At 40.0% G+C, this 14767-nt stretch carries 10 protein-coding genes; 4 read left to right on the top strand and 6 right to left on the bottom strand.

Going from position 1 to position 14767, the window contains the following annotated elements; genetic code table 11:
• Window positions 1–188 precede the first annotated feature (188 nt).
• Window positions 189–3245 carry an MMPL family transporter gene (locus tag PU629_RS09480; RefSeq protein ID WP_275284024.1) on the top strand — a complete coding sequence of 1019 codons (3057 nt, stop codon included), beginning with the start codon at window positions 189–191 and terminating at the stop codon, window positions 3243–3245.
• A 159-nt stretch (window positions 3246–3404) separates the two neighbouring features.
• On the opposite strand, the gene PU629_RS09475 is transcribed toward PU629_RS09480, so the two are convergent.
• On the bottom strand, window positions 3405–4295 hold the full coding sequence (locus tag PU629_RS09475; protein ID WP_275284023.1) for a TetR/AcrR family transcriptional regulator: 891 nt from the start codon (window positions 4293–4295) through the stop codon (window positions 3405–3407).
• 176 nt (window positions 4296–4471) lie between these two features.
• Here PU629_RS09475 and PU629_RS09470 point away from each other — a divergent pair, with 176 nt between their 5' ends.
• Both PU629_RS09470 and PU629_RS09465 read left to right on the top strand, forming a co-directional pair.
• Window positions 4472–6004: a DHA2 family efflux MFS transporter permease subunit gene (locus PU629_RS09470; RefSeq protein ID WP_275284022.1), complete on the top strand. Its 1533-nt coding sequence runs from the start codon at window positions 4472–4474 to the stop codon at window positions 6002–6004.
• Between the two features lie 642 nt (window positions 6005–6646).
• Window positions 6647–8218, top strand: coding sequence for an APC family permease (locus tag PU629_RS09465; RefSeq protein WP_275284021.1), 1572 nt, complete (start codon window positions 6647–6649; stop codon window positions 8216–8218).
• Between the two features lie 190 nt (window positions 8219–8408).
• Here PU629_RS09465 and PU629_RS09460 read toward each other — a convergent pair whose 3' ends face one another.
• The 5 genes from PU629_RS09460 to PU629_RS22575 all read right to left on the bottom strand — a co-directional run bounded on the left by PU629_RS09460 (window position 8409) and on the right by PU629_RS22575 (window position 12649).
• Window positions 8409–8636, bottom strand: a complete 228-nt coding sequence (locus PU629_RS09460; protein WP_275284020.1) for a hypothetical protein — start codon at window positions 8634–8636, stop codon at window positions 8409–8411.
• Between the two features lie 18 nt (window positions 8637–8654).
• On the bottom strand, window positions 8655–9050 hold the full coding sequence (locus tag PU629_RS09455) for a DUF6220 domain-containing protein (protein ID WP_275284019.1): 396 nt from the start codon (window positions 9048–9050) through the stop codon (window positions 8655–8657).
• Window positions 9051–10052: 1002 nt separating this feature from the next.
• Window positions 10053–10739, bottom strand: a complete 687-nt coding sequence (locus PU629_RS09450) for a response regulator transcription factor (protein WP_275284018.1) — start codon at window positions 10737–10739, stop codon at window positions 10053–10055.
• 4 nt (window positions 10740–10743) lie between these two features.
• Entirely contained in the window at window positions 10744–12198 is a 1455-nt protein-coding gene (locus PU629_RS09445) for a sensor histidine kinase (protein WP_275284017.1), read from the bottom strand.
• Window positions 12199–12493: 295 nt separating this feature from the next.
• On the bottom strand, window positions 12494–12649 hold the full coding sequence (locus tag PU629_RS22575) for a hypothetical protein (protein ID WP_481900486.1): 156 nt from the start codon (window positions 12647–12649) through the stop codon (window positions 12494–12496).
• Between the two features lie 248 nt (window positions 12650–12897).
• On the opposite strand from PU629_RS22575, the gene PU629_RS09435 reads away from it, so the two are divergent.
• Window positions 12898–14733 carry an APC family permease gene (locus PU629_RS09435; protein ID WP_275284016.1) on the top strand — a complete coding sequence of 612 codons (1836 nt, stop codon included), beginning with the start codon at window positions 12898–12900 and terminating at the stop codon, window positions 14731–14733.
• The last annotated feature ends 34 nt before the right edge of the window (window positions 14734–14767 follow it).

Genomic DNA, 14767 nt, shown 5'->3' with positions numbered 1-14767 from the left:
AATGACACCATGTCATCTCAAAATATTATCCCAAGAATATCGAATCGTATTTCAGTTGTCAAATTCGTCAAAAATTCAATATGACATTTTGTCACTTTTCATTGACACGGGAAATCTAAGACATTTATAATAGCTTAGAAATCAATGTCGGATAGGCCATCATCCAACAAGAAAATGGAGGAAGAAGTGTGACTAAAATAATCAAGGGCCGCTGGGCTATTTTTGCCATCTGGCTTGTTGCGACCATTTTGCTTACGGTTTTTCAGCCGGACATCAATGCTATTTTGCAGCAAAAGGGTTACCAGCAGCTTAGCAGCAACAGCCCTTCTGTCAAAGCAGATAATCTATTAAAAAAGATCGATGACAAAAAAGGCTCAGATGATCTCATCGTCTTTTACGACCCGCACAAACTGACATCTAAAGAAAGGACCCAGATAAAGGACGCGCTTCAATCGATCAAGAAAAGCAGCTCGTCTCTCGGAATTTCAGATATCATTGATCCTTTTAACACACCGGAAGCGAAAAGCTCTCTTGTATCTAAGGATGGTACGACCCTTTTTGTCAGCTACAAGCTGGATAAAGGAGACAGACAAATCGATGACATTCAAGCATCCTTAGATAAAAAGCTTAAATCAGTGAAAGCACAGCACTATCTTTCAGGTGAAGATTTTATTAACAACGACTATCTGAAGGCTTCACAAGCTGGGGTCGAAAAAAGTGCGGCCTTAACGGTTATATTTATTCTTGTCGTCCTCATTATAGCCTTCCGTTCGATCGTCACACCACTCGTTTCTTTATTAGCTGTTGCCTTTTCCTATTTATGCTCAATGGGAATTGCCGCTCAGTTAATTGCCCATGCTGGATTTCCGATCACGAATTTGACCCAAATGCTCCTCGTTCTCATTCTCTTTGGTATTGGGACAGACTATAATATTCTTCTCTTCAACCGATTTAAGGAAGAACTAGCACATGGAGAATCGGTAGACGGGGCTATTATTAATACCTATAAAACTGCTGGTAAAACAATCGCCTACAGCATTTTGACGGTATTCATTGCCTTTTTGGCCCTGTCATTCGCTGAATCTCCTATCTATAGATCGGGTGTTGTCGTAGTCATCGGTGCTACGATCCTATTGCTTGAAATTGTAACATTAACACCTTTTATAATGAAGCTTTTCGGTAAAAAGCTGTTCTGGCCTTCCAAAAAAACAGGCGGGCACAAAGAAAATTGGTTCTGGGGGCACACGTCTTCTTTTGCCACCAAGCATCCTATTTTGTCAGTCATCATTATTGTGTTGTTAATTGTTCCAACTATTTATTTCCATCAGGAGAAGCTTAACTTCGATACCATTAAGGAGCTTGGGAACTCGTACCCCTCTTCCAAAGGATTTAATATTGTCGCAGATCATTTTGGGAAAGGTCAGGCCATGCCAGCGTCTGTCGTCATCGAAAGCGACAAACCGCTTAACAACAATCAATCACTTGCGGTTATTGATAGCCTGACTGAACGCCTTAAGAAAGTTGATGGAGTCAAACAAGTTTCTTCGGTTACACAACCTCAAGGCAAGAAAATATCGGATTTTTATATTGACAGCCAAATGGGTTCTGTTACAGACGGTTTGTCTCAAACTAAAAATGCTGTTTCTCAGATCCATGATGGTCTGAAGCAAGCTCAAGACAAGTTGGGCTCTGCTGATTTTTCCAAAGTTAATCAAATGGTTGATGGAACGGCCCAGCTTCAAGATGGCTTAACGTCTTTAACCAATGGATTGTCACAGATTCAATCCGGGATTAGCGGGGGTTCTAGCGACTCGCAATCGATCAGCAGCGGAATTGCCTCCATTGAAAAGAATCTCGAGAAAATGAGCAGCGGCGTCAACGTCTTAGCTTCAAATTATAATAAGATGCAAGCGGGTTATGCTCAAATGGGTACCAATTACCAACAGGCCGCCCAAGCCCTTCTTGGCGTCAAAAGCGCTTTGGCACAAATGCAAGGATTAGTTGCCGCTTTAGGCCAAAGCTATGCTGATTCAGGACAGGATCAGAATTATCAAGCACTTAAGCAGACGATTGACCAATTAAATTCATCGCTCACCAACATTACGCCTGAAGGCATCCAACAGTTAAACGATAACTACAACCAAGTAACGGATGGTTTTAAAACGGCTAATCAGAACTTGACGAAAATGGGGACTGGTTTATCGCAGATGGCAGATGGTCTAAAACAGCTTGAGTCCGGTCTTAACAAAGCCTCTTCTAGCATCGGCACCATTGTCACTAACATGAAGAGTGTCAATCAGGGGCTTGGTAAAATGAAAGACGGTCAAGCCCAGCTCGCCTCAGGGCTCAATGGCTTAAGCACTTTTGGTAAAAAGCTTTCAAGCGTTAATAATGGCTTACAGCAAATTTCATCCGGTCTCGGTAAAACCAATGATTACTTGGATCAGTTGAACACCAATAAAACTTTCTTTATCCCTAAGGAAGCTTTGACGAACAAAGATTTTAAACAATCTATGGATGCTTATATGTCCGACAATCGCAAAATTACGAAGCTAACGATCATTTTAAAAGCCGATCCTTATTCAAAAGATGCGTTAAAAACGGTTGATCAAATCAATCAAACTGTCTCGAATGGATTAAAGGGAACGACGCTCTCAAATGCTAAATTTGGCGTTTCCGGTCCAAGCGCTTCCACAAACGATTTGAATAAAATGCTGACACGCGATCTCAATAAAACCACTATTATTGTTATTATCGGTGTCTTACTCGTTCTATTCTTTGTCATTCGCTCGTTCTGGCTGCCTGTATTTATCACCGCTTCCCTTATTGGTGCTTACTACGCAGCTATGTATATTCTCAACTTCATTTTCTTAAATATGATGGGGCTTGAAGGAATTTCTTCATTCGTGCCTTTCTTCTCCTTCATTATTATTGTGGCACTTGGCGTTGACTACAGCATCTTCTTAATGATGCGCTTTAAAGAATACCCGCATCTCGCACAAAAAGAAGCGATTGTCCAAGCCTCTCGAAAAATCGGCGGCGTTATTATGTCAGCTGTGATTATACTCGGCGGAACATTCGCCACCTTAATTCCATCCGGCATCCTGCTCCTATTCGAGCTCGCCGTTGCCGTCATCACAGGGTTAATCGTGCTCTGCTTCATCCTGCTGCCAATCTTCTTGCCAGCCATGATTGCCCTCCCAGAAGCACTAGCAAATCTGACATCCAAAAAAGACGAAGATTGACTTCAGATGTCACATAATAAAAAGCCGACTCTCCCCAGATAATGAGGAAGAGTCGGCTTTTTCCTTTCAAGCTCGGACTCCGCGACCGCTACTGTAACGGACATGGAGTCGTTAGAACCAATCAAACCGAGGCTCAGGCACCCCTCTAATAGTGGCTCACTAATGTTTCTCTAAAAAATACCCCTCAACCAATTCCACAAGTTTTTGACATTGGTTGTCCCATTCGTTTCCCTTATAATCAGCCAAAGAATCCATCGCACTCTTAATCAAATATCTCCGTGGTGAAGTGGCGTGCGTCAGTTCTTCTTCTATGAATTCCAACAGTTCAACGTACTTTTGACGTCCCTCTTGCTCATCCAAACCCTTCTTCATTACAAAAATTAGCTTTGTAAGCTTCTCCTTAAACATTTCCTCAAATTTCTGATAATCCGGAAGAAGTTTAAAGAGATCCTCAGGCTTAAATAATTGTTCCTTGCTTTCTGCCACTTCCTCAACCACTTTCTTTATCCGATTAACAATGTATCGAATAACGGGTCTTTGATCGCCATCTCTCCCCGATGACAAAATATTAAAATGAACAGTCTGATGAAGCATGCCTGTAAAAAGAATGGTGCAATCTAATAAATAGGCCTCCTTACTCTTACCGAAAAGGTCAATGAATCGCTTATAAATCCAATTAAAATGCCGCATATGTGAAGCTTTAAAGAATTCTTTAAGCGCAGGATCATTGGTAAAGAAGGCTTCTTCTAAAAGATTAAAGAGCTTGTTTTTTCCATTGTACTCAAATTCCAGTTCAATTTGTTTTATAAATAGGTTTATGTCGGATGAATCCTGTCCAATCAAGAAACCATCCCGCTCTTCACTAAGTTTTTCACTCAAATATGAAAAAATAGCCATCAACAGTTCGTTCTTAGAAGCAAAATAATTGTAAAACGTTCCCTTTGAAATATTGCTATGGTCTAAAATATCCTGAATCGAGGTTGCTTGAAAGCCATTTTCAATAAATAATTGATGGGCTGTTGTAATAACATGCTGTTTTCGGTCGCTCATAGGATCACCTGTCTTATTTTTAGACTACCTGTACAAAACCATTATAAAACGTTTACTCAATCTTTACAAATCCTTTTGTTTTCTTGGATTTTTTCGATTGCAAAAGTTGAACAATCGGTATATGATAGTAATCGCGGAACAAAAAATACTATAGAAAATTAGTAGGAGGAATATATATGGAGGGAAACATAGAGACTAAACGCCCCCCTTATGCCATCATTACGATCCTTATGATCGGGGCATTTATTTCAATGCTCAATGAAACACTGTTGAATGTGGCGCTGCCTTCCATCATGAAGGATTTAGATATACAGGCATCGACAGCTCAATGGTTAACAAATGGATATATGCTGGTGAATGGTGTATTAGTTCCCATAACCGCCTTTTTAATCCAAAGGTATTCAGTCAGAGGTTTATTTTTAACGGCAATGGGATTGTTTACAATCGGTACAGTTACAGCAGGCTTCTCCCATGTCTTTGCTATTTTATTAATAGCTCGTATGGTTCAAGCTGCTGGCTCAGCCATCATGATGCCACTCCTCATGAACGTAATGTTAACAAGCTTTCCGCCTGAAAAACGAGGCGGCGCAATGGGACTCTTTGGATTGGTCTTTATTTTTGCACCAGCCATTGGTCCAACTCTTTCCGGTTACTTGGTAGAACATCATAGCTGGAGAATTTTATTCCATCTAGTCACGCCAATTGCGGCTGCCATCTTTATCATTGCAATTTTCTTATTAAAAGACAAAAAAGAAAAAATCGAGATTCGTCTCGACATACTGTCCATCATTTTATCAAGCTTAGCCTTCGGTGGCTTATTGTATGGATTCAGTTCTGCAGGTACTAAAGGATGGAGCGACCTTGAAGTTTACGGAACAATAGTCATCGGAGCCATCTGTTTGATCCTCTTCATTTGGCGACAAAGTAAGCTTGAAAAACCAATGCTTAATTTCGGAGTCTACAGGTTCCCGATGTTTGCTTTATCGTCGGCTATTTCGATTGTCATATCAATGGCCATGTTCTCTGCTATGCTTCTCATGCCAATTTACCTGCAAACCCTTCGCGGCATTTCACCGCTCAAATCAGGTTTGCTGATGCTTCCTGGCTCTCTATTAATGGGAATCATGAGTCCAATCATGGGTAAATTATTCGATAAGTTTGGCGGCAGAGTGCTCGCTGTAATTGGTTTAGCGATTACGACCTTAACTTCCTTTATGTTTAGCCGCTTAACACTCGATACTTCCTATACAGAATTAATTCTCATTTACTCGGCTCGTATGTTCGGGATGTCCATGGTTATGATGCCGGTCATGACTAACGGGATGAACCAGCTTCCAGCGCGTTTCTATCCGCATGGTACAGCAATGAACAATACGTTACAGCAAGTATCAGGTGCTATCGGTTCTGCAATTCTCGTTTCCATTATGTCTAGCCGAACAAAGGCACATGCGACTGACCTTATGAGTTCAGCCATGAAACATTTAACAAGCCAGCCCACCGCACCTCAAATCGCTGCGATGAAGCAACAAATTACAATGAAAGCAACACTTGAAGGCATTAACGACTCCTTCCTCGTATCGGTTGGGATCGCTTGTGTTGCACTTATTCTCGCCTTCTTTATCAAACGAGTCAAACCAGCTGCTGACCCGATGGCCGCTCCAACAAAGGACCCAATCCCACCATTGGAAAAAATATCAGAAGGCAATTAATAAAAAATCAAAACCACCCGTGATAACGGGTGGTTTTGATTACAATAAGTTAGCCTGAGTCCTAATACAAATGGACTCAGGCTGTTTTCTTATAGGGGGAGCATTCAAAACCACACTTACACACCTTTTTCCGGGCGGCGGCCTCCTTTTTCATGGGTCCCCCCTCTTACACACCTTTTTGCCGGGCGCGGTCTCCTTTTTCGTGGGTCCCCCCCCTCTTACACACCATTTTCCGGCGGCGACCTTCTTTTCCGTGGTCAACAATCGCCCCCATAAGAACTAAGTTTGATTCATCCGTATACAAGGGCTCCGCTTAAGAGATATTAATTTCTATGGTGTGCTATCCGTGGCTTTTATAGCAAAAGTTTTTTTTTACAAATGTTTGCCAAGTTGACACAAATGTTTATCCATAGATTAATTTCTGTTTTAAAATTATTGGGCAAGGGTATTACCTATATAAAGCATAGGCATTTCAACGATCCTCATCAACATTATAAAGAAAGCGCCAACACGAAAAGGACTATTCATCTCAATTCGAGATAGTTTCCATTTATATTATAGATTGTTTGATATCAATAGATATTTGTACAATTATATTAGAAATTGGAATTCTAGTTAGTTTTGAAAGGAAAGGATTAGGTCATGAAAAACAACATGAGAAGAGACATTAAGACATTTGCCTTGACCATGACAGGGCTTGGGTCGATTATCGGTTCAGGTTGGTTATTCGGAGCATGGAGAGCGGCTGAAGTAGCAGGACCAGCTGCCTTAATAGCATGGATTTTGGGTACAGTCATCATTCTTTTTATCGGATTGACATATGCCGAGCTCGGTACCATGTTTCCAGAAGCAGGCGGAATGGTTCGTTATGCCAATTATTCACATGGCTCGCTAGCTGGCTACATATCAGGATGGGCGAACTGGATTGCTATTGTTTCGGTTATACCGGTGGAAGCGGAGGCCTCCGCTCAATATATGAGTTCTTGGCCATTTGCTTGGGCACATGCTTTATATAATGGAAAAGCACTATCAACCATAGGACTTTTAATCTCTGCCATTTTAGTTATTGTTTATTTTCTGCTTAATTATTTCACTGTAAAGCTATTTAGCCGTGTCAATACGGCGATCACCGTCTTTAAATTTCTTATTCCAGGCTTGACTATCATTGGATTGTTGGTGACAGGTTTTCATAGCCAAAACTTTACTCACTACAATGGCTTTATGCCAAATGGCTGGGCGGGAATCTTAACTGCTATTGCGACATCAGGAATTGTATTCGCTTTTAACGGGTTCCAAAGTCCTGTTAATTTGGCCGGTGAAGCACGAAATCCTCAACGCTCAATACCAATCGCTGTAATCGGTTCAATCATTATGGCTGGTATCATTTATGTTCTTTTGCAGTTAGCGTTTATTGGTGCCGTCAAACCAAGCATGCTAACACACGGCTGGGGACATATTCAGCTGAATTCACCTTTTGCTGACTTAGCTATTTCTTGGGGACTTAACTGGCTCGCTATTTTACTTTTTGCGGATGCTTTTATTTCACCATCCGGTACCGGTATGACCTATACGGCGACTACCGCACGGATGATTTACGGTATGGAGCGCAACGGCTATTTTCCAAAAGTCTTTGGGTTTGTTAATCCAAAAGTAGGCGTACCGCGCGCTGCGATGTGGCTAAATCTCGTCGTTTCGTTTATCTTCTTATTTTTATTCAGAGGATGGGGCTCGCTTGCTTCCGTCATCTCGGTTGCTACACTCATTTCCTACGTAACAGGACCGATTTCTGTTATGGTCTTTAGACGTTATAAAGATGAAGCCATTAACCGACCTCTTAAGATAAAAGGGATGCAGCTTATTGCGCCGATTGCTTTTATCATGGCATCACTCATTTATTATTGGGCACAATGGCCGCTAACCGGAAAAGTAACCTTAATCATGGTGATCGGATTGCCAATCTATTTCTACTACCAAGCTAAGGCTAATTGGAAAGACTTTGGTCAAGATTTAAAGGCTGGGTTATGGTTGGTTATTTACCTAATCTACATGGCTTTTATCTCTTGTATTGGCAGCTCCAAATTTCACGGCTTGAACATACTCCCATACGGTTGGGACTTTATAGTCATCATTATTTCAGCTTTAATTTTCTATGCTTGGGGAATCCGAAGCGGTTATCTGACAAAAGATTTAAAGGATGGAATAACAGAAGACTAAACAATAATAGAAAAATGGGACCGAGATTCTTTTATAGAGTCTCGGTCTTTTTTAATTAGGCTCTGTTATAAACCGTTGTTAACTTTTAAACATAATGAAAATCGGCCCAATTTCCACTTAAGAATTTCACCATTAGTCATTTAACAAAACCAATAATTAAAGGCTCACGACAAAAGTGGGCCTCTTTCAATTATTGCTTCTCTTCCAATACATCCTTAAGCGTTTTATATTCGTTTACGTCAATCTCTCCAGTAGCCAAGCGTTTGGCCAAGATCATCAATGCTTGAGAGCGATCATCTGGTCGATAACCCCTGTAATTCCTCCTACCACTTCGTCTCCACATGATTCTGTTTGAGAGAATGAAACCAGCTATTATTAAGAAAAACAAAAATGGAAAAATCGGCCAACAATGATGCATGTCATTCACTCCTAGTTATTATTTTTTTAACATGGTCGTACTTTCCTTTGCGGTCACCAGTGCTCGCCAAAATAGAATTAAGGCAAGAATCGGGTGAAGCGCTGAAATATACGGTAAGTTGCTTGAAAGTCCTGCTGTCATATATTGCAGGATGATCATGAGGAACAATCCAAAACACTGCCATTTATACCCTTTTGTCGTCTTTCCGAGTAAGGATAAAATAAGCATTATGATCGGGAGGAACGCAAAGAAACGAACAAATAACTCATGATCTGCCCACTGACCTTGACTAACAAAAATCGCTAGACCCGCCAAAAATACTTGAATGATAATACAGATAAAAAAGAGCCAAGAGAACAGAGCTAGCAGCACCCTTACTGTACGATTCCCTTTTGATAAAACAACCTCTTCCACCTAGCAACCCTCCTCACTTAAATATGGACCCCAAGATGCTCCAATCCATTTCTTGAATTGAGATAAAGACTCATGAGGCGTTTCACAGTTATAAGCATAGACAGAAGTTCTAAACTCCCTCTAAAGGAATTATTAAGAATTTATTAACTTGAATAACTAACTCCACTCTTAAATTAACGGGTTCATTTCAGAGGTACAAACAATTAACTATCAAGGTAAATCGCACGGGTTTTCACATAGTCATTCACCGTACGATTTTTATTGTAATATCAATGTTTATGGACCATTTCATTCGTAAATCACCTATCAAATCACAGTGTAATTTACATGGGTGGAAATAATTATTGGCGGTGTGAGAATTAACCTGTGATTGAGCAAGTGAAAGGTAGGGTGATTACCAAGCTATTTGGATATATCTGTTAAAATAAAAGTTTAGATTATCGAATTGTTCTTAAAGTAAAAAACGGACTGTCATGGTTAACAAGAAATTTTAGACTAACCTGTGATCGTTGAAATAAGCGGAGTTTTTTCCGTTATCAACCAAAGTGGCGTTCAGTTCATCGTAAATAAGCGGAGTTTTTCCGTTTAAACAAAAAGAAATGACCCATTTTCTTGTTTTTCGAGTCAATAGTCGGAATTTCTCCGTCTATTTTAGCTATTTTCAAGGTTGAATTTCTAAATAAGCGGAATTTTTCCGCCTATTTAGAAGGTTCGCTTTAGCCATTTTATGAAATAGATAATCGATTGCCTTTTATGAAAATAATCAAACTGAATCTCAAAAGATTCGGTTGTTTTGACGTTTACTAGTCTTTTCTTTCTGTGATGTTATTGTGAATAGTAGGGTGATTGAAGGTGATAATTAGAGTTTTGCACCTCACAAGTAAACCCGTTACTCTTAAATCAGCTCGCCCTCTTTCTCTAACAAACAGCTCACTTATATCGAACCAATTACCTTTTCTTTTTTTGTCCATAAAAAAACCACTTCTTATCTTGAAGTGGTTTTCAGCCTTTAAATCGATAACCCGCTCCCCATACCGTTTCAATAAATTGAGGTTCGGACGGATTAAATTCAATTTTTTCCCGTATTTTTCTGACATGGACGGTCACAGTTGCCGTATCACCTATAGCATCGAGACCCCATATTTTTTCAAAAAGATGGTCCTTACTAAAAACCTGCTTCGGATGTGCAGCTAGAAAGGTCAAGAGATCAAATTCGCGGGCTGTAAGTAGCACTTCCTTATCATCGATCAATACTTGCCGAGTTGAGCGATTGATCAATAGGTCACGAATATGGAGCACGTCATCGGGAAGACTTTTTCGAATTAATCGATCATATCTCGTTAAGTGCGCCTTCACCCTTGCAACGAGTTCACTTGGACTAAAAGGCTTGACGATGTAGTCATCCGCTCCGAGCCCGAGCCCTCTCACCTTATCTATATCTTCATTTTTTGCAGAAACCATTAAAATGGGAATGTCACTTTTCATTCGGATTTGCTTGCACAAGTCAAAACCATTTATCCCTGGAAGCATTAAATCCAGTAATATTAATTGATAATCACTAGTACCAATCGTATTCAGCGCTTGTTTCCCCTCAAATGCGATGTCCGCTTCAAAGCCCTCGATTTCTAAATAATCCCTTTCTAATTCCGCTATACTTTGATCGTCTTCAATAATCAATATCCGTTTCATAATCTCACCTGTCACTTTTTTGCTTTGGGATAGTAAATAAGAGACATAAGCCTTGTCCAGGGAAGTTCTCTGCCCAAATCCTGCCGCCATGAGTTTTAATTATTTGACTAGCGATCGCTAGACCCAAACCGCTCCCGCCTGTTTTGGAATTTCTAGAAAGATCGCTTCGGTAAAAGCGGTGAAAGATCTTGGATCGTTCTTCCTCGGAGACACCTGGACCGTTATCACAAAAAGACACCAAGACATTTTCCTTTTCGCTTTTTACTGAAACCTGTATGATACATTTTTCTTTATCTCTGTACTTCAAGCTATTAAAAATAATATTGTTCATCACGCGTATTAGTTTATCTCGATCTATTAAAACCTCGACTTGAAACGGCTCTTGAACCGTCAATTCAAGCTGTACCTGTTCTTCAACCAATTCAAGCCGCATTTCATCCATATAGTCCGTCATAAAAGGTACGAAAGGAATGGATTCAAAATGAAAGGGTTCACTTTTAAGGTCAAGCTTAGAGTAAAGGAATAGCTCATCAATTAGCCGATCCATGTATGTGGCTTTCGCCTGAATGGTTTCTAAGTAATGATTGAATTTATCCTCTGTGTTGGCTACTCCGTCTTTTATTCCTTCTACATACCCTCTAATAGACGTGATCGGCGTCTTCAAGTCATGGGAAATATTCGCAATGAGTTCTTTTCGGTTTAATTCAAATTGTTCCCTCAGTTGTTGAGCTTCTCTTAATTTAGCACGCATGTCATCAAAAGCATTTACTAATTTACCTAACTCATCTTGATTCGTTGATGCCAAATGGAAATCTAACTCCCCTTTACTGATTTGATCTGCAGCCCGAGACAACTTTTTGACTGGCTTAAGAATGCTTCTTGCCACAAAATAAGAGAGTAAAACATTCGTTAGCATGACAATGAAAACAACACCGAAGAAGATCAAAGGAAAAAAACGTCTGGCAAATTGAAAAAACGGTTCACTTTTTTCTAATAGAAATACAGTCCCCTTAGATCCATCCTGAAAAAAGAAATCATGCTGCCATATCGAATATTGGTGATTGCCCAACCAGACCATTGAATTATAGCCTTCATTCCCAAATGATGGAAGGTTACGGGTCGAGACATCCTCAATAGGAGCAGAGTCATAAATTAACTGATCACTTTTACGGACAATAAGTTCAGCATTATTACGCTTCAATGGATTGCTGACACCATCGAGATAGCTCTTATCCATTAACTCTTTTGGGTTCATAGAAGCCGTTTTATTCAATTTTGTCATTAATTGACTCTCCAGTGTATCTGGCTGGTTTTCCCCGCCAGAATGGAAATGACTTGTAAAGGAATGAAGTTGACTTCCAAAAAGAGAATTAAGCAGAACAAAATAGATTATCAATAAAAAGATCGGCATCAAAATCATAACAATATTTGAGAGAAAGAGACGTTTCCGAACAGACATACCCATCACCTTTATATTTGCACTTGAGAATCTGACTATTAAACCAAGATAACACTTGATTCTAAACAGGAAATAAGGAAATCCTTAAATTTTTATTAAATTTTACTAACAAAGACAATCATACTCTATTACCGCAATAACTCCTAAAAAACGATAAACTATTTTTTCCTTCTTATAAACCTGTCCTAAAACAGAAATTGAGGCTGGGACAGAAGTCGTTTACGAATAGGAAAAACCAAACTTATTCACACATTTAACGTGATGGGTTCGGTTTTTCATTTAAAAGTTAAGTCATTTATGAAACGCTAGTCAAAATACATCGCTTTCCGCGGGCTGGCCCAAGCCTCCTCAGCATTTCAAGCCATTTGACCTCATAGCCGCGATCGGTTAAGTCCTTCGTTACCCAGTCTCCAATTTCACTTTCATCTTCTATGTATAATAACCGGACCATATCTTGCCTCCTGGGAATTGATAAAAAAATAAAACATTAGCACGACTAATAATGTTTCATTACAATCTCAATAATAACCTTTATGAAAACTTATTTCGAAGAACAAAGCCTCCCAAAAAAATCCACTCAGTGTTCCGATTCTAATTCGTAGTTTCCTAAAAATAAACTTTTTCAAAAAAATCGGGTTGCAAGGTTGTCCAAAGTCTTGTATAACTATCTAAGGCAGTCTTTATGTGAGGAGAATACACTTGTCAACTTACAACAAAATAAAACGATTTTTAATTGGCCGACCATTAAAATCAAATGAACTGGCAGAGCAACGATTAAATAAATTAAAGGCGCTGGCGATCCTGTCATCGGATGCCTTATCGTCGGTGGCGTACGGGCCTGAACAAATTCTTATCGTACTCGCCACGATTAGTGTGTTAGCCTTTTGGTATTCATTGCCCATTGCCATTGGGGTTCTGATTTTACTTGCTGCCTTGATCTTATCATATAGACAAATCATTTTTTCCTATCCGCAAGGCGGCGGTGCCTATATGGTAGCCAAAGAAAATTTAGGGAAAAATTTTGGTTTAGTCGCAGGCGGCTCTCTATTAGTCGATTATATTTTGACCGTTGCCGTAAGCGTCTCAGCGGGTGCAGATGCCATCACGTCCGCTTTTCCTGCGCTTCATCCATATAGTATCCTGATTGCCGTGCTGCTTGTCATTATTATTACACTTCTTAACTTAAGGGGATTGACAGAGTCTGCTACCATCCTTGCTTATCCTGTTTATTTATTTGTTTTAGCGCTTATTGCTCTTATTGTTTGCGGACTTTTTCAAGTTCTAACCGGACATGTTCATTCCTCTAATCCAGCATCGTTTGGAAATCCGGTTAACGGGATCAGCCTATTTTTATTATTAAAAGCGTTCTCTTCTGGGTGCAGTGCCTTAACTGGAGTTGAGGCCATTTCCAACGCTGTACCAAACTTTAAGAAACCAGAGGACAAAAATGCAGCGACCACTTTAGCAATCATGGGCAGCATTTTAGCGATCCTTTTCACTGGGATTGTCTTTTTGGTTTTCTGGTATGGGATTACCCCCTCTTCAAATGAAACGGTGCTGTCCATGCTTGGAGCCCAAGTTTTTGGCCGTGGGATTATGTATTACTTTATTCAAGTCACAACCGCTCTTATATTGATATTAGCGGCCAATACAGGTTTTTCCGCCTTCCCTTTACTCGCTTTTAATTTGGCAAAGGATAAATACATGCCGAGACCTTTTACAGCAAGGGGCGATCGGCTTGGCTACTCCAACGGGATTATCACATTAGGTTTATTCTCTATTATTTTAATCATTGTGTTTGAAGGAAGTACGGACCGGCTTATTCCACTATATGCCGTTGGCGTTTTTCTTCCCTTTACCTTGTCACAAACCGGTATGATTTTAAAATGGTTTCGGACCAAGCCCAAGGGATGGTTTCTTAAATTTATCGTTAACCTTATCGGGGCTTTAATTTGTTTTCTTATATTAATTATCTTTTTCGTCACGAAATTCCAGCAAGTTTGGTTGGCGCTCCTATTTATCCCTTTAGTTGTTCTTATGTTCCATAAAATCCACAGTCATTATTTACGAGTGGCTGAGCAATTACGGATCAACACTCATGAACGATTAAAGGACTTCGATCTTTCTGAGAACGTGGTCATTGTCCCTGTCGCGGGGATTACAAATGTGGTTAAACAATCGATTCTTTACGCCAAATCTATTTCTGACAACGTCATCGCCGTCTACATTGGCTTCAGCCCCGAAAGTATTGAGAACATGGAGAAAGAGTGGAAAGAATGGGACACAGGGGTCAGACTTGTCTGCATCCACTCATTATATAGAAGTATTTTGACGCCTTTAAGTAAATTTATTGACACGGTTAAATATAAAGCCGACCAATCCCATGCGATGGTCACCGTTGTCATGCCACAGTTCTACACCAAAAAATGGTGGCACAGCTTTTTGCATAATCAATCGGCTACCTTAATTAGAACCTATTTTCTAAGAACGAAGAACATCGTCCTGACAACCGTTCCTTACCATCTCAAAAAATGATTGACCTAGAGAAAAACGACGCTTGAGTCGTTTT

Origin of the sequence: Pullulanibacillus sp. KACC 23026 (assembly GCF_029094525.1) — a bacterium.
GTDB lineage: Bacteria > Bacillota > Bacilli > Bacillales > Sporolactobacillaceae > KACC-23026.
The sequence above is the reverse complement of the archived record's forward strand: the minus strand, read 5'-3'. Positions and strand labels throughout refer to the sequence as shown.